This window comes from Aliiroseovarius sp. S2029 (assembly GCF_023195575.1).
Lineage (GTDB): Bacteria > Pseudomonadota > Alphaproteobacteria > Rhodobacterales > Rhodobacteraceae > Aliiroseovarius > Aliiroseovarius zhejiangensis.
Genome location: NZ_JALPQE010000001.1, coordinates 804408 through 822420 on the forward strand (window position 1 = coordinate 804408; position 18013 = coordinate 822420).

18 protein-coding genes are annotated in these 18013 nt (G+C 60.7%); 4 read left to right on the forward strand and 14 right to left on the reverse strand.

Features of this window, described 5'->3' with window-relative positions; translation table 11 throughout:
• The first annotated feature begins 131 nt into the window (after positions 1 to 131).
• From MUY21_RS03970 to MUY21_RS03980, 3 genes are all read left to right on the forward strand, one after another.
• Entirely contained in the window at positions 132 to 839 is a 708-nt protein-coding gene (locus tag MUY21_RS03970) for a DUF484 family protein (protein WP_191286542.1), read from the forward strand.
• On the forward strand, positions 836 to 1771 hold the full coding sequence (locus MUY21_RS03975) for a tyrosine recombinase XerC (protein ID WP_248409066.1): 936 nt from the start codon (positions 836 to 838) through the stop codon (positions 1769 to 1771). The genes MUY21_RS03970 and MUY21_RS03975 overlap by 4 nt, the downstream gene beginning before the upstream one ends.
• A 61-nt stretch (positions 1772 to 1832) precedes the next feature.
• Positions 1833 to 2531, forward strand: coding sequence for a CDP-alcohol phosphatidyltransferase family protein (locus MUY21_RS03980; protein ID WP_248409067.1), 699 nt, complete (start codon positions 1833 to 1835; stop codon positions 2529 to 2531).
• 10 nt (positions 2532 to 2541) lie between these two features.
• On the opposite strand, the gene MUY21_RS03985 is transcribed toward MUY21_RS03980, so the two are convergent.
• The 11 genes from MUY21_RS03985 to ileS all read right to left on the reverse strand — a co-directional run bounded on the left by MUY21_RS03985 (position 2542) and on the right by ileS (position 14312).
• Positions 2542 to 2991, reverse strand: coding sequence for a molybdenum cofactor biosynthesis protein MoaE (locus MUY21_RS03985; protein ID WP_248409068.1), 450 nt, complete (start codon positions 2989 to 2991; stop codon positions 2542 to 2544).
• 1 nt (position 2992) lies between these two features.
• A complete protein-coding gene (gene moaD / locus MUY21_RS03990) occupies positions 2993 to 3241 on the reverse strand; it encodes a molybdopterin converting factor subunit 1 (RefSeq protein WP_248409069.1) in 249 nt (82 codons plus the stop codon).
• Positions 3234 to 3908, reverse strand: a complete 675-nt coding sequence (gene pgsA, locus MUY21_RS03995; RefSeq protein ID WP_191286546.1) for a CDP-diacylglycerol--glycerol-3-phosphate 3-phosphatidyltransferase — start codon at positions 3906 to 3908, stop codon at positions 3234 to 3236. The genes moaD and pgsA overlap by 8 nt, the downstream gene beginning before the upstream one ends.
• Positions 3909 to 3926: 18 nt before the next feature.
• The gene (gene uvrC, locus MUY21_RS04000) at positions 3927 to 5810 is read right to left on the reverse strand and encodes an excinuclease ABC subunit UvrC (RefSeq protein ID WP_248409070.1); all 1884 of its coding nucleotides are present in this window, start codon (positions 5808 to 5810) and stop codon (positions 3927 to 3929) included.
• 314 nt (positions 5811 to 6124) lie between these two features.
• Positions 6125 to 6916 carry an SDR family oxidoreductase gene (locus MUY21_RS04005; RefSeq protein WP_248409071.1) on the reverse strand — a complete coding sequence of 264 codons (792 nt, stop codon included), beginning with the start codon at positions 6914 to 6916 and terminating at the stop codon, positions 6125 to 6127.
• A complete protein-coding gene (locus tag MUY21_RS04010) occupies positions 6916 to 7890 on the reverse strand; it encodes a calcium/sodium antiporter (protein ID WP_248409072.1) in 975 nt (324 codons plus the stop codon). Before MUY21_RS04010 ends, MUY21_RS04005 begins: the two co-directional genes overlap by 1 nt.
• Before the next feature lie 168 nt (positions 7891 to 8058).
• Positions 8059 to 8862 carry a S49 family peptidase gene (locus tag MUY21_RS04015; RefSeq protein ID WP_248409187.1) on the reverse strand — a complete coding sequence of 268 codons (804 nt, stop codon included), beginning with the start codon at positions 8860 to 8862 and terminating at the stop codon, positions 8059 to 8061.
• Positions 8863 to 8942: 80 nt separating this feature from the next.
• The gene (locus MUY21_RS04020; RefSeq protein ID WP_248409073.1) at positions 8943 to 9704 is read right to left on the reverse strand and encodes an ABC transporter permease; all 762 of its coding nucleotides are present in this window, start codon (positions 9702 to 9704) and stop codon (positions 8943 to 8945) included.
• The gene (locus MUY21_RS04025) at positions 9701 to 10627 is read right to left on the reverse strand and encodes an ABC transporter ATP-binding protein (protein WP_248409074.1); all 927 of its coding nucleotides are present in this window, start codon (positions 10625 to 10627) and stop codon (positions 9701 to 9703) included. Before MUY21_RS04025 ends, MUY21_RS04020 begins: the two co-directional genes overlap by 4 nt.
• 63 nt (positions 10628 to 10690) lie before the next feature.
• Positions 10691 to 11149, reverse strand: coding sequence for a methylated-DNA--[protein]-cysteine S-methyltransferase (locus MUY21_RS04030; RefSeq protein ID WP_248409188.1), 459 nt, complete (start codon positions 11147 to 11149; stop codon positions 10691 to 10693).
• Between the two features lie 169 nt (positions 11150 to 11318).
• Positions 11319 to 14312: an isoleucine--tRNA ligase gene (gene ileS, locus MUY21_RS04035; RefSeq protein WP_248409075.1), complete on the reverse strand. Its 2994-nt coding sequence runs from the start codon at positions 14310 to 14312 to the stop codon at positions 11319 to 11321.
• Positions 14313 to 14583: 271 nt separating this feature from the next.
• On the opposite strand from ileS, the gene MUY21_RS04040 reads away from it, so the two are divergent.
• A complete protein-coding gene (locus MUY21_RS04040; protein ID WP_248409076.1) occupies positions 14584 to 15021 on the forward strand; it encodes a group III truncated hemoglobin in 438 nt (145 codons plus the stop codon).
• An 18-nt stretch (positions 15022 to 15039) separates the two neighbouring features.
• On the opposite strand, the gene MUY21_RS04045 is transcribed toward MUY21_RS04040, so the two are convergent.
• The 3 genes from MUY21_RS04045 to MUY21_RS04055 are packed head-to-tail and all read right to left on the reverse strand — an operon-like array spanning position 15040 to position 17893.
• Positions 15040 to 16047, reverse strand: a complete 1008-nt coding sequence (locus MUY21_RS04045) for a TIGR01620 family protein (RefSeq protein ID WP_248409077.1) — start codon at positions 16045 to 16047, stop codon at positions 15040 to 15042.
• Positions 16047 to 16481, reverse strand: coding sequence for a GNAT family N-acetyltransferase (locus MUY21_RS04050; RefSeq protein WP_248409078.1), 435 nt, complete (start codon positions 16479 to 16481; stop codon positions 16047 to 16049). The genes MUY21_RS04045 and MUY21_RS04050 overlap by 1 nt, the downstream gene beginning before the upstream one ends.
• Positions 16478 to 17893, reverse strand: a complete 1416-nt coding sequence (locus MUY21_RS04055; RefSeq protein ID WP_248409079.1) for a YcjX family protein — start codon at positions 17891 to 17893, stop codon at positions 16478 to 16480. The genes MUY21_RS04050 and MUY21_RS04055 overlap by 4 nt, the downstream gene beginning before the upstream one ends.
• Positions 17894 to 18013 lie beyond the last annotated feature (120 nt).

Below are 18013 nucleotides of genomic sequence, written 5' to 3' on the forward strand. Positions count from 1 at the left end.
CGACCGCTGACTGTTACGAGGGGGCCACGGCCCCCTTTTTCCTTGCCGGGAGCAAGAAAAAACCAACCACCTGACACGCGACTTGGTGTATCTTCATTCAAAACGACAAGAACAAGATACCGAGGCAGCAGATGAGCGTACCCGCGACGATTGATGAAGAATTGCGCGCGCATTTGATCGCGCAACCCGAAACCATTTTGGATGATCAGGACATTATGCGCGCCTTGATTGCCGCAAATGAACGATCCATGGGGGCCAATATCGTGGACCTGCGCGGCATCGCGATGGAGCGGCTTGAGGCGCGGCTGGACCGGTTGGAAGACACGCACCGCTCGGTCATCGCGGCGGCTTACAACAATATCTCGGGCATGAACCTGATCCACCGTGCGGTGCTGCGCATGCTGGATCCGGCAGACTTTGAGCTGTTCATGGCCGATCTGAGCGGCGAAGTGGCCGAGATCCTGCGCGTTGATTGCGTGCGCTTGGTTCTGGAAACTGAGCTTGGTCAGAAAAACAGCGCCGTTGAGCGGCTTGGCCCGGTCCTGTCCGTCGCCAATCCCGGTTTCGTGGATGAATATCTGGGCATGAGCGCCGAACAATCCTCGCGCCAGGTGTTTCTGCGGCAAATTCAGGAACAGGATGAGACGATTTATGGCGATACCGGCTTTTGGGTCCGGTCCGAGGCCTGTCTCCGCCTGGACCTGGGCGAAGGCCGCCTGCCCGGCATGCTGGTTCTGGGGGTCGAGGACGCACAGCAGTTCAAACCCGGTCAGGGCACCGACCTTTTGGCCTTTTTTGGTGGGGTCTTTGAACGTGCCATGCGCCGCTGGTTGTCGTGACCGCGAAAGATACATTGTCAATCTCTGGCGGGGCACGGGATGCGCTGTCGGACTGGCTTGATCACATCCGCGCCCTGGACGGTGCCTCGGCGAACACGATCACCGCGTATCAAACCGATCTGACAGGATTTCTGGCCTTCATGGCCGGACATTTGGGCGGATCGGCCGGACGCGGTGGATTGGCGCGCGTCAACCTGTCCGACATGCGGGCGTGGATGGCGCATGAGCGCGGGCGCGGTGTGGGCGCGCGATCCCTGGCCCGGTCCTTGTCGGCCGTCAAAAGTTTCTATCGCTGGCTCAGCGAACGGGACGAGTTTGACGCATCGGCCGTTCTGTCGACCCGCAGCCCAAAGTTCACCAAGAAGCTGCCCCGCCCGCTGGCGCCTGATGCTGCGAAAGCGGTGATCGAAACGGCCGGGATGCAATCGAAACATGGCTGGGTCGGGGCGCGTGATATTGCCGTCGCGACGCTTCTTTATGGTTGCGGGTTGCGCATATCCGAGGCGCTTGGCCTGACCTGTGCCGACGCGCCTTTACCCAATGCCCTGCGCATCAAGGGCAAAGGGGGTAAGGAGCGCGTGGTGCCGGTTCTGCCCGCCGCACGTGACGCGGTGGAAACCTATCGCCGCCTGTGTCCCCATCCCGAAACGCCCGATGCGCCCCTGTTTCGCGGCGTGCGTGGCGGGGCACTTGGCCCGCGCATGGTGCAGAAGGTGATGGAGCAGGTTCGCCTGCAACTGGGCCTGCCGGCCACTGCCACACCCCATGCAATGCGCCACAGCTTCGCGACACATCTTCTGGCCGCCGGCGGCGACCTGCGCGCCATTCAGGAACTCTTGGGTCATGCCAGCTTGTCCACCACGCAGGCCTATACAACGGTCGACACGTCGCGGTTGATGGAAGTGTACCGTTCGGCCCACCCACGCGCATGACGCTGGCACGCAATCGCGGTTTATCCTTTCCCCTCAAGGCAATTTCCGGCACAAAGCGCGCATGAAAATTACGACCAAAGCCCTTCTTGTCCACCTGCTGACTGCAACCGGCGCCGTATTTGCGATGTTGGCCATGCTCGCCGCCGTGGACGAGGAATGGAGCCTGATGTTCCTCTGGCTTGTTGTCGCCTTTGGTGTCGATGGTGTCGACGGACCATTGGCGCGGCGCTATGACGTGTCGGTCAACGCCCCGCAATATGACGGCGTGCTGATGGACCTGATCATCGACTATCTGACCTATGTCTTTATCCCGGCCTATGCGCTGTTCAAATCAGGGCTCATGCCGGGTTGGACCGGGTGGTTTGCCATCATCGTCATTACCTTCACCAGTGCGATCTATTTCGCGGACACGCGGATGAAAACCAAGGACAACAGCTTTTCGGGCTTTCCGGGGTGCTGGAACATGCTGGTGATCGTCCTTTTCGCCACGCAACCGAATTTCTGGTTCATGCTTGCGCTGGTCACGGCGCTGGCCGTGGCGATGTTTTTGCCGCTGAAGTTTATCCACCCGGTCCGTACCGAACGCTGGCGTTGGATCAACCTGCCCTGCGCCCTTGCCTGGACCTTCTTTGCCGGCTGGGCGGCCTGGGTCGATTTCCACCCGGAAAGCTGGGCGCATTGGGGGCTGGTCGTGACCTCGATCTATCTGCTGGCAGCAGGCATCGCCCAGCAAATCATTCCCGAACGTGCTGCGGGTTAAGGCACGACGCCTACCTGGACCACCGCGTCAAGGCGTCTTCGTCGTCCACCTTGGCATCCACCCATCCCGTCGACCCGTCGCGCTGAAGTTCTTTCTTCCAGAAGGGCGCGCGGGATTTCAGGTAATCCATCAGGAACTCGGCTGCCTCGAAGGCTGCCACCCGATGGCGCGCGGCGGTGGCGACCATCATGATCTGCGCGCCGGGGAGCAGCGGGCCGTAGCGGTGAATGACCAGACAATCGGCCAGAGACCAACGCGCCGTCGCCTCGTCAACAATGGCGCTGATCGCCTTTTCAGTCATGCCGGGGTAGTGCTCGATCTCCATCCGATCCAGCGTTCCGGAATCGTCCCTCACGACGCCCGTGAAGCTGACCACCGCACCGATATCGTTGCGGTCGTTTGCGAAATCCGAGAGTTCGGCCCCCGGATCAAATGTGTCGGCTTGCACCCTGACGGTCATATTAACCACCCGTCATCGGCGGAAAGAACGCCACCTCGCGCACGCCAGCAAGCGGCGCGTCGAAATCGGACAGTTCCTGATCCAGCGCCACGCGCAGGGCTGACAGATCCTTGAAGGCTTCGGCATAACGCGGCTCACGCACGCGCAACTCGTCCACCAGACCTGCGACTGTGGTCGCCGTTGTTTCGACCTTTTCGCGCGGCTCGCCGATGCGCTCGCGCACCCAGGCGAAATACATGACCTCAACCATTGTCGGGCTCCTCTCGTAAAAACGGCATTGCCTTGCGGAAATAGTCCCACCCCGTGATCACCGTCAGCGCGCCGGCAATCCACAACAAGGTGATGCCAAGCCAGGCAGACCAGCGCGCGGCGGCCTCATAGAACAACAATCCGATGTCATCGGAAATGGTGCCGTTGAATATGCCGTCTATGGTCGCCTGATCCATTCCCTGCATTCGGTCCAGAAGGCTGTGTTGGAAGATCCCGGTCGAAAACAGGACGGCGATGGCCACCATCTGCACGGTGGTCTTCCACTTTGCCAGATCGGTCACCTTCAAGGCACGCGCCTTGTCGCCCAAAGTCTCGCGCAGACCCGACACGAACACCTCGCGATAGATGATCAGCGCCGAGGGCAACAAGATCCACGGCGTCACCCCGGCATACCCGTTGATGACCAGAAGCGCGATCAGCACCATCGCCTTGTCCGCAATCGGGTCCATCGCCGCGCCAAACAGGCTTTCCAGTTTCCATGCGCGGGCAAGATATCCATCAAGATAGTCGGTGATCGAGGCGACGATGAACAGGATCATCGCATACCAATCCGCCCAGGGACGCGCGAAATACAGAAACATCAGGGGCACCAGCGGTGCCGCGATCAGACGCGCGATGGTCAGGATGTTGGGCAGGTTCCATTTCATAGGTTTCTCCTTACCCTGTCAGCCCTTCGCATGGAAGAAGCCATAGATGGTTTCGGCCATGGTTTCGGATATTCCATCGACCGCCTTGAGGTCGTCCAGCCCCGCGCGGCTGACCGCCTTGGCAGACCCGAAATGCCCAAGCAGCGCGCGCTTGCGGGCGGCGCCGACGCCGGGCACTTCGTCCAGCGGCGTCGCGCCTTGCGCCTTGGCGCGCTTGGCGCGGTGGGTGCCGATGGCAAAGCGGTGCGCCTCGTCGCGCAGTCGCTGGATGAAATACAGAACCGGATCATTCCTCTTCAACGCGAAGGGTCGCTTTTTCCGTCGATAAAACTCTTCTTTGCCTTGATCGCGGTCGATGCCCTTCGCCACACCAACCATCGGTATGTCGGTCACGCCCAGTTCTTCCATGATCTCATGCACCGCGCTGACCTGTCCCGCGCCGCCGTCGATCAACAGAAGGTCGGGCCAGTGTTCGCCTTCGCGATCCGGGTCTTCCTTCAGCAAGCGTTTGAAGCGGCGGGTCAGAACCTCTTTCATCATGCCGAAATCGTCGCCGGGGGTCAGATCGTCGCCCTTGATGTTGAACTTGCGATACTGGCTTTTCATGAAGCCTTCCGGCCCGGCCACGATCATCGCGCCGACCGCATGGGCACCTTGAATATGCGAGTTGTCATAAACCTCGATCCGCCTGGGTGGGCCGTCCAGGTCGAACACCTTTGCAATCCCGTCCAACAGCCGGGTCTGCGTTGCCGTTTCCGCCATCTTGCGGCCCAGACTTTCGCGCGCGTTGCGCTGCGCGCTCGCCACCAGCTCGGACTTCTCGCCGCGCAGAGGGACCGAGATTTCGACCTTGCGGCCCAACTTCTCGGTCAGCGCCTCGGCCATCAGATCCTGTTCGTCCAGCGGGTCGGACAGAAGGATCAGACGGGGCGGGTCCTTCTGGTCGTAAAACTGCCCGACGAACGCCTGTAACACCTCGCCCGGTCCGGCCCCTGCCCCGGTGCGCGGATAGAAGTCGCGGTTGCCCCAGTTTTGATGCGCGCGGATGAAAAACACTTGCACGCAGGCCTGCCCCCCTTCCATGTGCAGCGCGATCACGTCCGCTTCGGCCACGCCACGCGGGTTCACGCCCTGCGCCTGCTGCACTTGCGTCAGGGCCCGGATACGGTCGCGCAGGATCGCAGCCTTCTCGAACGCCATTGCGTCGGATGCCGCCTGCATTTCGGCGGCCAGATTTTCCTGCATCTTCGTGGTGCGGCCTGACAGAAAATCCTCGGCATCGCGCACCAGCTTGGCATAGTCCGCTTCGCTGATCTTACCCACGCACGGACCCGCACACCGCTTGATCTGATATTGCAGACAGGGCCGCGTGCGGGTTTCAAACATTGCATCCGAGCAGTTGCGCAGCAGGAACACCTTCTGCAACTGGTTCAGCGTCCGGTTCACCGCATCCGCGCTGGCAAAGGGGCCGTAATACGCACCCTTCTCTTTTCGTGCGCCGCGGTGTTTCTTGATCTGTGGAAACGCGTGCCCGGTGACAAGGATGTTCGGAAAGCTCTTGTCGTCACGCAACAGCACGTTGAAATGCGGCTTCAACTGCTTGATCAGGTTCTGCTCCAGCAGCAGCGCCTCGGTCTCGGTCTGCGTGGTCAAAAACATCATCGACGCGGTTTGGCTGATCATCCGCGCAATGCGCGCTGAATGCCCCGTGGGCTTTGCATAGCTCGACACACGCTTCTTCAGGCTGCGCGCCTTGCCCACATACAACACCCGCCCCTTGGCATCGAGCATCCGGTAGACGCCCGGCGAATTGTCCAGCGTTTTCAGGTAGGACTGGACGACTTCATGCCCCACCGGAACCACCGGTTTGCCCTGCCCATTCGTGGTGTCGTCACCGTTCATCTGACCGCTGCCCCGATTCTTTCTGCGCCTGCAATCTTAGCGCCCTGAACACAAGAGGAAACCTGCCCACAATTTCTGTGGATAACTCTGAGGAAATGTTTTGACCATCACGGAAAATCCCTTGTATTCAGCCCGCTTCACCAAACTGCCTATTTTTTAGGCGGTTACGTAAGTCATTGATAAATATATAAAGAATTGTAACGCTCGTGTAAATTCATGAAATCATTGCAAAAAATACGGTCTTGACCCAACGGCAACTTCACAGGTGCACAACTTTTTGCTGGCGCATCTGTTCACTGTCATCCCACCGGTGTTCAGAGGTCTTCGACACCGCGTATATCCGGCGTCTGCCAGGCCAGATGCTGACCGCCATCCACCGCGATCATCTGCCCGGTGACGGCGGGTGCATTCAGGAAAAACGCCAGGGCGGCGGTAATGTCCTCGACATTCGCGCCGCGTTGCAAAAGCGACCCCGACCGCTGGCCTTCAAAATGAGACTGGCTTTGCCGGGCACCGATCAAGGTGGTGCCGGGTGCGATGCCATTGACCCGCACATGGGGGGCCAGGGCCTGCGCGCCCGTTCGCGTCAGAGACCAAAGCGCGTTCTTGGCAAGGCTATAGGTCATGAACTCGGGCGTGGGCTTTTGCACACGCTGATCCAGCATGTTCACCACCAGCGCCTGCGCCCGGCTTTCCCCGGTGCCGTCGCGGGTGGCCCGGGGCGCCTGTACCGCAAAAGCCTGCATCAGAAAGAACGGCGCGCGCAGGTTGGATGACATATGCCTGTCCCAACTGTCCTGCGTGGCGCTGGCCAAGGTATCGTATTCAAAGATCGAGACATTGTTGACCAGAACGGTCAAGGGGCCGCCCAGAGCCTCGGTGGCGCGGGGGACCAGGTTTTCAACTTGGGACATGTCCAGCAGGTCCGCCTGTATGGCCACCGCCTGTCGCCCGATATTCTGAATGTCCCGAACCGTATCGGCAGCGCCATCGGCAGAGGTCGCATAATGCACCGCCACATCACAGTCCGCACGGGCAAGTTCGATCGCCATTGCGCGACCTAGCCGCGCGCCTGCCCCGGTGATCAATGCGCGAGGCCGGCTCATCACGACATCCCCAGAACGATCAACACATAGACAACGTAAAGCACCGACAGGACGATGCCCCAGACGCGCCCCATATGCCATTTCAGGAACACGAATGGCGCCAGCAGGACAGATGCGCCCAGCATGACCCACAAATCGAATTGCAGGATACCGCGTTCGACCGGGATTGGGCCAACCAGCGACGCAACGCCGATGATGGCCAAAAGGTTGAACATGTTGGACCCGATCACGTTGCCCAGGGCAACCTCGGCCTGGTTGCGAAGCGCCGCCATGACCGTCGTCGCCAGTTCCGGCAGCGAGGTGCCCAGCGCCACCAGCGTCAGCCCGATCACCGTTTCAGACACACCGAAATGGCGGGCAATATTGGTTGAGGCATCCACCAGAAGATCCGCCCCCAAGGGCAGACCGATCAGGCCTAGCACAAGAAACAGAATGACCTTCCACCACGGCATGTCCGGGTCGGCGCCCTCAATCTCTTCCTCATCCTCACAGCAGGCGTCATTGGCAACAGCCGCGTGGTTCGTTCGCCGATGTGACAATGCCACACGAAACGCCGAGCTCAGCATCAGGCCCAGTGCCGCCAACAGCACAAGCCCCTGCATCCAGGTGATCACGCCGCCCATGCACAGGATGATGAACAACACGCTGGCGCCCATCATCTGGATATAGCTTTTGCGCGTGTCACAGGTGGCCGTGGACAGGCCCGAAATCAGGGCCGGCACCCCAAGCACCAGCAGGATATTCGCCGTGTTCGACCCGACGACATTGCCCATGGCAAGTCCCGGCACACCCTCGATAATCGCCTGGACCGAGATCAGAAGCTCCGGTGCCGAGGTGCCGAAGGCCACAATGGTCAGCGACACAATCAGCGCCGGGACCCCAAGGCGCAACGACATATTGACCGCCCCGCGTACAAGGCTGTCGCCAGACAGCAACAGGATCAGAAGGCCAAGCGCGGCAAAGATCAGATCCAAAGCTCAGCCCTTTCCGTTGCAATCGCAGGGGGATTTCCCCAGCCGATACCGCCCGCAGCGCGGACATTTCATTGATTCAATGCGCCGCTGTCCGGGATATCTGAGCTTTCCGAACATCGCCAACACACCCATGGCAACCAGAAACAGAACGACAATCTTGATGACCATTCAAAGACCAAAGCGCGCGTATTCCGCCCGCTCCTCTATTGCCGCAATCGCATCGGCACCAAGCTGCAATCCGAACCGGGTGATGAACGGACGGCGCGGGCCATGCACCCGGAACCGCACCTTGTCGCCGTATCGCTCTTTCATGGTTGGCACCACATGCCCGATCCCGTCGATAAGGCCGAGCTCAAATGCTTCGTTGCCTAGCCAAACATCACCGTTGAACAAATCAGCACCAACACCTCTTTCCAACTTTCCTTTGCGGCGAGTGGCCACTTGCACCTTGAATGCAGAATGAATGTCTTCCTGCAGCGCCTTCAGGCGCTTGATGTCATCCGGTTTTTCCGGCTGGAACGGGTCCAGCATGGATTTCGACTTGCCCGCCGTGTAAACCCGCCGCTCGACCCCGATCTTTTCGATCAAGCCGGTCAGGCCGAACCCAGCCGAAATCACGCCGATGGACCCAAGGATCGAGCTTTCGTCGGCATAAATCTCGTCCGCTGCCGTGGCCAGCCAGTATCCGCCGGACGCGGCGACATCCTCGACGAATGCGTAAACGGGGATCTCTTTCTCGGTCGCGAGCCGGCGCACACGGGCGGCAATCAGGCTGGATTGCACCGGACTGCCGCCGGGCGAGTTGATCACCAACGCCACCGCCTGTGGCTTGCCCTTGCGAAACGCCCGCTCGATCACCGGGGCAAGGGCCGCATCGTTCAGTTGCCCACGCGCACCCGAGGCGATCACACCCGACAGACGGATCACCGCGACCAGCGGCGGCTTCTTGATAAACGGAATATAGGTCATCATAGCTGTCATGTAGATGGCACCTCCGGATCAAACAAGGGAAAGGGGCGATGCACATTCCCCCTGTTGCAAATCATCCATCATTAACTACGCAACCGATAGCCGGTGCGGAAGATCCAGCCGATGGTGGCAAGGCATGTCGTCATGAACACTGCAATCGCAAGCACCGACCAGCCCAGCGACACATCCGCCATGCCGAAAAAAGCCCAACGGAACCCCGAGATCAGATAGACCACCGGATTGAACAGCGTGATCGTCTGCCAGACCGGCGGCAACATCGAGATCGAGTAAAACGACCCCCCCAGAAACACGAGCGGCGTGATGACCAGCAGCGGCACCAGTTGCAATTGTTCGAAGTTCTGTGCCCAGATGCCGATGATGAACCCCAAAAGCGCGAAGCTGATACAGGTCAGCACCAGAAACGCCATCATCCAGACCGGATGCGCGATGGTCAGATCGACAAAGAAATGCGCGGTGGCCAGAATGATCAACCCGATCATGAACGCTTTGGTCGCCGCCGCACCGACATAACCGATCACGATTTCGAAGAACGAAATCGGGGCAGACAAAAGCTCGTACACCGTGCCGATGAATTTAGGGAAATATATCCCGAACGAAGCGTTGGTGGTGCTTTGCGTCAAAACGGTCAGCATGATCAGGCCGGGCACGATAAACGCGCCATAACTGACCCCTTCGACCTGATCGATGCGCGAACCGATGGCGGCCCCGAACACAACGAAATAAAGCGACGTGGACAGGACGGGTGACACGACAGATTGCATCAGGGTGCGGAAGGTTCGCGCCATTTCGAACCGATAGATCGCGGCAATCGCGTTCCAGTTCATGCAGCTTCCTCCTTCACAAGATCCACGAAAATGTCCTCAAGCGAGCTTTGGCGCGTCGACAGATCCGACATATGAAGCCCCGCCGCGCGCAGATCGGCCAGCAAAGCCGTGATCCCGGTGCTGCCCGCTTGCGCATCATAGCTGTAGACAAGCCCACCAGCCTCCGACACGGTCAACGGATATGCCCGAAGGCTCTCGGGCACTACCTCAATGGGTGTGTCCAATTCAATCAAAAGCTCTTTTCGACCCAGCCGCTTGATCAGCGCGGTCTTGTCCTCGACCAACAGAATCTCGCCTTTCGAGATCACCCCGATGCGATCCGCCATGGCTTCGGCTTCCTCGATGTAATGGGTGGTCAGGATGATGGTGACGCCGGTCTGCTTCAGCTTGGCCATGATCTCCCACATGTCTTTGCGCAGCTCGACATCGACGCCTGCAGTGGGTTCGTCCAGAAACAGGATCTGCGGGTCATGACACAGCGCCTTGGCGATCAGGACACGCCGCTTCATCCCGCCAGACAACGTCATGATGCGATTGTCTTTCTTGTCATGCAGACTGAGCAGTTTCAGGATTTCCTCGATCCGCGCATCGTCACGCGGACGCCCGAACAACCCGCGCGAAAAGCACACCGTGTTCATGACGGTCTCGAACGGCTCCAGATTGATTTCCTGCGGCACCAGCCCGATCAGGTCGCGCGCCGCACGGTAGTCTTTCACGTGGTCAAACCCGCCCACGGTGATCGAGCCTGAACTGGCCGTCGCAATGCCACAGATGATCGAAATCAGTGTCGTCTTGCCCGCACCATTGGGACCAAGCAAAGCAAGAATCTCACCCTGCTCGATCTCAAGATCGACACCTTTCAGCGCCTCATGTCCACCGTCATAGGTCTTGGTCACGCCACTGACATTCAGGATCGTGCTCATACTGTCCCCCTGTGTATCCGCAGGCCGTTTTGTTGCGCAACTGCTCGTCGCGGACCAAGCCCTTCAAATAAGCAACCCGGCCGCACCTTCAAGACGTAAAAGCCGAACTTTTGTCTCGACCCCGCCGGCTCCGGAAAATCCGACGAGCTTTCCACCCGCACCCATAACGCGATGACAGGGAATAATGATCGGAATCGGATTGACCCCACAGGCGCGCCCCACCGCCTGGGCCGAATGGCCCGTTACCTCGGCAATCTCGCCATAGGTCATGGTCTGGCCATAGGGGATCGCGGCAATCGCCTCACATACCGCGCGCTGGAACACGCTGCCACCCACACGGATCGGAAGGTCAAACCGTGTCAGCCGCCTGTCAAAATACGCTGACAACTGCGCGCAGGCCTCGCGTAACAAGGGCGTCGGCACGCCTTCCGGCACTGTCTCCCAAGCCAACCGGCAGATCGCGCCAGCCTGCTCCACCACGCCCAGACGTCCCACCGGGCTTTGCACAATTGCGACATTCATCTGCGCATTGTCGCGCGACAAGCCTGCACGGACAATCCATTCCATGCACGAACAGGCAACAATCTGTTTTTCTTCTGGCTTAAAATATCCTGGGGTAGCGTGAAACCCGCCAGGGTTTCACGCGTAGGGGCAACGCCCCTCAGGCTCACGAAGTGAGCCGCCGAAGACCCTAACCCAGTGCCTCGTCGCATCGACCGCAGGTGCCTGCGTGATCGTGGCTGCCCACATCCGGCAGAATTTTCCAGCAGCGCTGACACTTCTCGCCCGTGGCTTTTTCAAACACAACGCCCACACCTTCGACTTCCGGCACGCGGAAGGCTTCGGACGGCAACGGGTCATTCGTCAGCGACACGGCCGAGGTGATCGTGATATCCGCGAAGTTCACCGATTTCAGGGCCGCCAGCACATCCGCGTCACGAACATGCACCACAGGCGCGGCTTCCAAAGACGCCCCGATCACCTTGTCACGCCGCTGCACTTCCAGCGCAGCGGTCACGACCCGCCGAACCCTGCGGACACCCGACCATTTCGCGGCCAGGGGTTCATCCAGCCAATCGGCAGGTGTGTCGGGGAAATCGACCAGATGGACCGAGCTGTCATCACCCGGGAACCGTTCCAACCAAACATCTTCCATGGTGAACACCAAGATCGGCGCAAGCCAGGTGGTCAGGCGATGGAACAGGATGTCCAAAACCGTGCGCGCAGCGCGGCGGTTCAGGCTGTCCACCGCGTCGCAGTAAAGCGCATCCTTGCGGATGTCGAAATAGAAGCTCGACAGATCCACGGTTGCGAAGGTGAACACAGCCGAGAACACGCCCTGGAAATCGAAGGTCTTATACCCTTCGCGCACCGCGTGATCGAGTTCCGCCAGACGGTGCAGCACCCAGCGTTCCAATTCCGGCATGTCGGCTGCGTCCACACGCTCCGCCTCGTCAAACCCGTGCAGGTTGCCCAACATGAAGCGCATCGTGTTGCGCAGACGGCGATAGCTGTCGGCCACACCTTTCAGGATTTCCGGCCCGATCCGCTGATCGACCGTGTAGTCCGTCTGCGCCACCCACAGGCGCAAGATGTCCGCGCCATATTGCTTGACGACCTGTTCGGGCACGATGGTATTGCCCAGCGACTTGGACATCTTCATGCCCTTTTCGTCCAACGTGAAGCCGTGGGTCACAACGTTTCTGTAAGGCGCACGCCCCTTGGTGCCACACGCTTGCAGAAGCGATGAATGGAACCAACCGCGGTGCTGGTCGGTGCCCTCCATATAAACATCCGCGATGCCGTCCGGCGTCCCGTCTTCGCGGTCACGCAGAACGAACGCGTGGGTCGAGCCTGAATCGAACCACACGTCGAGCACGTCAAAGACCTGCTCCCATTCATCCGGATTGTGGTCATTGCCAAGAAACCGTTCTTTCGCGCCCTTGGCATACCAGGCATCGGCGCCTTCGGCCTCGAACGCCTCGGAGATGCGGGCATTCACGGCAGGGTCACGCAGCAGGAAGTCCTCGTCCGTGGGCAGCGCGCCTTTCCTGACAAAGCAGGTCAGCGGCACGCCCCAGGCGCGTTGGCGCGACAGAACCCAATCGGGCCGCGCTTCGATCATCGAGTAAAGCCGGTTGCGGCCCGACTGCGGCCACCATTTCACCAACTGGTCGATGGAATTCAGCGCCCGTTCACGGATGGTCTTGCCCATCTCGTCCTGCCCGTCGCCAACCTCGCGGTCCACGCTGGCGAACCATTGCGGCGTGTTGCGATAGATGATCGGCGCTTTCGAGCGCCACGAATGCGGATAGGAGTGTTTGATCTTGCCACGCGCCAGAAGCCCGCCAACGGAGGCAAGCTTGTCGATCACCGCCTTGTTGGCATCCCCCTCGCCGCCCTTGCGGTTCAGGATATAGGTGCCGCCAAAGAAGGGCAGATCGGAGCGGAACGAGCCGTCATCCATCACGTTATAGGTGATGACCTGATCCAGCATCCCCAGATCGCGATACAGCTCAAACTCCTCCATCCCGTGCGACGGTGCGCAATGGACGAAGCCCGTGCCTTCTTCGTCGGTTACGAAATCGGCGGCGCGGAAATCGCGCGGCGCGTCCCATTCGCCATTCGCCCCTTCAACCCCGGCCAACGGGTGGTGCAGTGTCATGCCGGACAATTGCGCGGGCGTGACATTGCGCACGCGCCGATACATGTCAGGTTCCAGCCGGGCACGCGCCATCACGTCTGCCGCCAGCTTGTCGGCCAGGATGAACCGGTCCCCTTTGGCGGCCCAGCATTCCTCGGGGCAGTCAGTGACTTCATAAAGCCCGTAGTCGAAGTTTTCACCGAACACGACGGCCTTGTTCGACGGGATCGTCCACGGCGTCGTGGTCCAGATCACCACATGCGCGCCGATGAAATCTTGCGCGGCCTCAACCTTGGCCTCTGCCACCGCTGTTCGGGTCTCATCGGTTTCCTCTTCATCCGACAAAACCATGTCAGGCAGGCTGAAATCCGTGACTTTGAATTTCACCCAGATGGCGAAACTTTCCTTGTCATGATATTCCACCTCGGCTTCAGCGAGTGCAGTTTTCTCAACGGGCGACCACATCACGGGCTTGGACCCCTGATACAGCGTTCCGTTCATCAGGAACTTCATGAATTCTTCGGCGATCACACGCTCGGCGTGGAAATCCATCGTCAGATAGGGATTGTCCCACTTGCCGGTGATGCCCAGACGCTTGAACTCGTCACGCTGGATGTCGATCCAACCTTCAGCGAACTTGCGACATTCCTGACGGAAATCGACCACGTCGACCTCGTCCTTGTCGCGGCCTTTCTTGCGGTATTGTTCCTCGATCTTCCATTCGATGGGCAGGCCGTGGCAATCCCAACCGGGCACATAACGGCTGTCAAATCCCATCATCTGGTGCGAGCGCACGATCATGTCCTTGATCGTCTTGTTCAGCGCGTGACCGATATGCAGGTGGCCGTTCGCATAGGGGGGGCCATCGTGTAGCACGAAGGGTGGGCGGTCACCGGCGGTTTCACGCAGGCGGTCATAGACGCCAATTTTCTCCCACCGGGCCAGCCATTCAGGTTCGCGCTTGGGCAGGCCTGCACGCATCGGGAAATCGGTGACGGGAAGCGTCAGGGTGTCTTTGTAGTCGGGGGTGTCGGCACACATCTGTCCGGTCCTTTTCAGGCGGTTGTCGCAATATGGGGGAAGGGGCGGCGCGGATATCCAAACGCCTTGTCCCGGCGGCTCGTCTGGATCAGAGCGCCGGGCATATAATTCGAATAATGATGGCCTGTGCGTGCATCATGGGGGCGTTATAGGCGCGTGGTTCGGCGGCGTAAAGCCTTGGTGGCCTGTCGACCTGTGCTGTTTTGTCCTTGCCGCACCCCTTGGCCGCCTTGCGTTTGTCGAGTATTTTACTCGGAAAAGAGGGCGCACAATGTCACAGACTGCTTCGAAGCCAAATCCACTCAGGCTTTTCGACATCACTCCGGCACAGATCGACCGGGTTCTGGCCGTGTTTTATGCGCGGATCCGGCAGCATCCCGAGCTTGGCCCCGTTTTCAACGGTCACGTGGGCGTTACGGACGATGAATGGGCCGCGCATATCGCCCTGATTTCACGGTTTTGGCGTGGGGCCATCCTGCGGGAACCCGGTTACGACGGCAATCCGATGCGGGTGCATATGCAAGCAGGCGATGTAAAACCAGCGCATTTCGACCCGTGGCTGGCCTTGTTCGAAGAGGTCACAACAGAGTTGCTGCCTCCGGATACGGCGCGCGCATGGATCATGCTGGCCCATCGGATCGGGCGTGGGTTGCGGATGGGTGTCGAGGACCTGTCACGTCCAGCGCAGCACGTGCCAAAACTGGGCTGACCCGCCCGGATCAGACGCTCAGCTTCCGAACAGCCCAGTCAATGCGCGTTTCACGATGCCGGACACGCTGGGGCGTTTTTTCGGCCCGAAGGGCAGCGGGCGGCAGACTTCGAGCGCGGCGACGCCAACGCGGGCGGTGAGCGCGCCGTTCACCACACCTTCGCCAAACCGGCGGCTGAGCTTGGACAGCATCCCGCCCCCGGCCAGCGACCCGATCATATCATCGCCGACGGCCACGGCCCCTGTAGCGACAAGATGCGCCATCACCGCGCGGGTCAGGCGCCAGCCGCCCAACACGCCGGACCGGCCACCATATATTTCCGCGATACGACGGATCATTCGGATATTGGCGGTCAGGGCGGTGACGACATCTGCAAGCGCAATCGGCACGATGGCCGTAACCATCGCGACCTGACGGGCGGCGGCCTCGACCTCTTTGATCGCGGCGGCGTCAAGCGGGGCCAGAAGCTCGCGTTCCGTCACTGCGAACAACGCATCCACGTCGAAGGTGTCGGCTTCGCGTTCGGCCAAACGCTCCAACCCCCAGCGTGTGTCGTCGCGCCCGCGATAAAGCTGTTTGAGCTTGTCGACCACGCCGCGCGCTTCGGTCAGGTCATTGTGCATCATGGCCGATTCAGCCGCGTGGTGCAGCGTATCGACACGGCGCAAACGGGCAAAGGCCACCCATTCTTTCAGCGCAATGACCAGCAGAACCAGTATGAAAGCGGCCACCAACCCCAAAGCAGCATAGCCCAACACGGGTTGGCGGGCGATCAGGCCGGTGACGAAGTCATACGCCGCTACGGACAACACAAATCCCATGATCGCCATCAGAAGCGACCAGAACCAGCGCGCCAGACGCGAGCGTTTGCGCCCCGCGAAGCTGATCGCGCCCTGCATCGCAGCCCCGGTGGCGTCCACCGCGGCGACCTCGGGCACTGGGGGGGCGTCCGCTGGCGAAATCGTCTGCGTGTCGTCCAGCTCGATCAGCACGGGTCCGGATTTGGGCGTCTTTGGTGTGCGCATCAGGCGGCTCTCCAACAAAAGCGGATGTCTGGAAGGTGTTCGTCATTGCCTGCTCCGTCGGTGCGGAACGCCTCGGTAAAGCCTTCGCGTCGGTAAAACCGGCAAGCCCCTGCATTGGCTTGAAACGTGTAGAGCGACAATCGTGGAACCGCTGCTTTGGCATCATCCAACAAGGCTTTTCCGATCCCCTGGCCCCGCGCGGCGGGGATCAGATATAGCGCGTGCACCTCGTCCCCGTCGCGCGACAGAAAGCCGACGACCCGGCCCCGGTCTTGCGCCACGATGGTCCAGCCACGATCCACCAGCAGGCGCGCAAAACCCTTTTCCGAACGACGGGAATGGACGCGCGGCATCCACGGAGTCGCCGCATTCCATCCGGTCAGGATGTTGGCAATGGCCGGGGCATCTGCCGGGGTTGCGAGCAGGATCTTCATAGCCGATCCCCGATCAGGAACTCGGCAGCCTTGTCCAGCCGGATATGCGGCGGTCCCTCGCCGGGTTTCAGCGACACGACCGCCGGGGCAAAACGCATGACCTCGTAATCCGCATCCAGCCACGCCTCGGCTCCGTTTCGGGCGGGCGACAGCAGGCGCGCGGGATCGTCCGGCAGATCACCCGGATAGAACGCAGCCGTCTTTCCGCTGTCCAGAAGCCGTCCGCGCACGCAATCCAGCGTTCGCCCATCATGCTCCATCCGCTCTTCCACGGTTGTGCGAAGGGCGGCGATGGACATGGCAGCGGTCTTGGCGCCTGCAAAATCCGCCCGGTCGCGCGCTTCGCGCAAAAGCGCCGCGGTGATTGCGGTCAGGCGCGGGTGTTGGCTGTGATGCAGGTGGTCAGCCTTGGTGGCGGCAAACAGGATCCGCTCGACCCGTCGCCCCAGAAAGATCGAGCTGAGGAACGCATTCGCGCCGGGGCGAAAGGCGGTCAGGATCTCAGCCATGGCGCGGCGCAGATCCTCAAGTGCTGCGGGGCCGGAATGGATCGCCCCCAGCACGTCAACCAACACAACCTGCCGGTCGATCTTGGCAAAGTGGTCGCGGAAAAACGGTTTCACCACGCGGGACTTGTAGGCTTCAAAGCGCCGCTCCATCTCGCGCCACAGGCTTTTGCGGGGCGTCGATCCGGGTTGCAGGATGGGGGCAAAGGTCAGGACCGGGCTGCCTTCCAGATCGCCGGGCAAAAGGAACCGGCCGGGTGTGCAGTCGCTGTATCCGGCCTCGCGCGCAGCGCTCAGATAGCCCGCGAACCCACCGGCAAGGCGCTTTGCCTCCATTTCGTCCAGCGGGGCGGCGGCGTCGATGCCCTGCAGCATCCCCAGATAGCCTGCTGCCTCGGGGCGGTCGGCAATCCGGTCCAGCACCTGCCCGGCCCAGTCGCTGTAGCTGAGATCAAGCAGTGACAGGTCCAAAAGCCATTCACCGGGATAATCCACGATGTCCAGATGCACGGTGCGCGGGCCGCGCAAGCCGCCCAAGAGGCCCGAGGGTTGCACCCGGAAAGACAGGCGCAGTTCGGACGTGGCGCGGGTCGATGCTGGCCAGTGCGGCGTTGGCCCCGTCATCGCGGCCAGATGCGTTTCAAAGTCAAAGCGGGGCACGGTGTCATCGGGCTGCGGTTGCAGGAACGCCGTCTGGATACGCCCTTCGGACGCGGCCAGCAGCCCGGACATACGCCCACGATTCATCAGGTTTGCCACGAGCGACGTGATGAACACAGTCTTGCCTGCGCGCGACAGGCCCGTGACACCCAGCCGGATCACCGGTTCGAACAACGCCTCGCTGGTGGCGTCGCCTATGGCCTCGATCTGTCGGGTGATGCTGTCTGCGATATCGCCAAGCCCCACGGGTGCCTCCGTCTTTCGTTCACCTGAACATATGTGCCCGGGATGCTCTGTGCCAGAGGGGAGGTTTCATTGCGACTTCCCCCCGGCGACATGCCTTGCCCGCATCCCCACCGCGCGGTA

Coding starts and splice junctions, on each gene's coding strand:
- MUY21_RS03970 (WP_191286542.1), top strand. CDS start 132: ATGAGCGTACCCGCGACGATTGATGAAGAATTGCGCGCGCATTTGATC.
- MUY21_RS03980 (WP_248409067.1), top strand. CDS start 1,833: ATGAAAATTACGACCAAAGCCCTTCTTGTCCACCTGCTGACTGCAACC.
- MUY21_RS03985 (WP_248409068.1), bottom strand. CDS start 2,991: ATGACCGTCAGGGTGCAAGCCGACACATTTGATCCGGGGGCCGAACTC.
- moaD (WP_248409069.1), bottom strand. CDS start 3,241: ATGGTTGAGGTCATGTATTTCGCCTGGGTGCGCGAGCGCATCGGCGAG.
- pgsA (WP_191286546.1), bottom strand. CDS start 3,908: ATGAAATGGAACCTGCCCAACATCCTGACCATCGCGCGTCTGATCGCG.
- uvrC (WP_248409070.1), bottom strand. CDS start 5,810: ATGAACGGTGACGACACCACGAATGGGCAGGGCAAACCGGTGGTTCCG.
- MUY21_RS04005 (WP_248409071.1), bottom strand. CDS start 6,916: ATGAGCCGGCCTCGCGCATTGATCACCGGGGCAGGCGCGCGGCTAGGT.
- MUY21_RS04015 (WP_248409187.1), bottom strand. CDS start 8,862: ATGATGACCTATATTCCGTTTATCAAGAAGCCGCCGCTGGTCGCGGTG.
- MUY21_RS04020 (WP_248409073.1), bottom strand. CDS start 9,704: ATGAACTGGAACGCGATTGCCGCGATCTATCGGTTCGAAATGGCGCGA.
- MUY21_RS04025 (WP_248409074.1), bottom strand. CDS start 10,627: ATGAGCACGATCCTGAATGTCAGTGGCGTGACCAAGACCTATGACGGT.
- MUY21_RS04030 (WP_248409188.1), bottom strand. CDS start 11,149: ATGAATGTCGCAATTGTGCAAAGCCCGGTGGGACGTCTGGGCGTGGTG.
- ileS (WP_248409075.1), bottom strand. CDS start 14,312: ATGTGTGCCGACACCCCCGACTACAAAGACACCCTGACGCTTCCCGTC.
- MUY21_RS04040 (WP_248409076.1), top strand. CDS start 14,584: ATGTCACAGACTGCTTCGAAGCCAAATCCACTCAGGCTTTTCGACATC.
- MUY21_RS04045 (WP_248409077.1), bottom strand. CDS start 16,047: ATGCGCACACCAAAGACGCCCAAATCCGGACCCGTGCTGATCGAGCTG.
- MUY21_RS04050 (WP_248409078.1), bottom strand. CDS start 16,481: ATGAAGATCCTGCTCGCAACCCCGGCAGATGCCCCGGCCATTGCCAAC.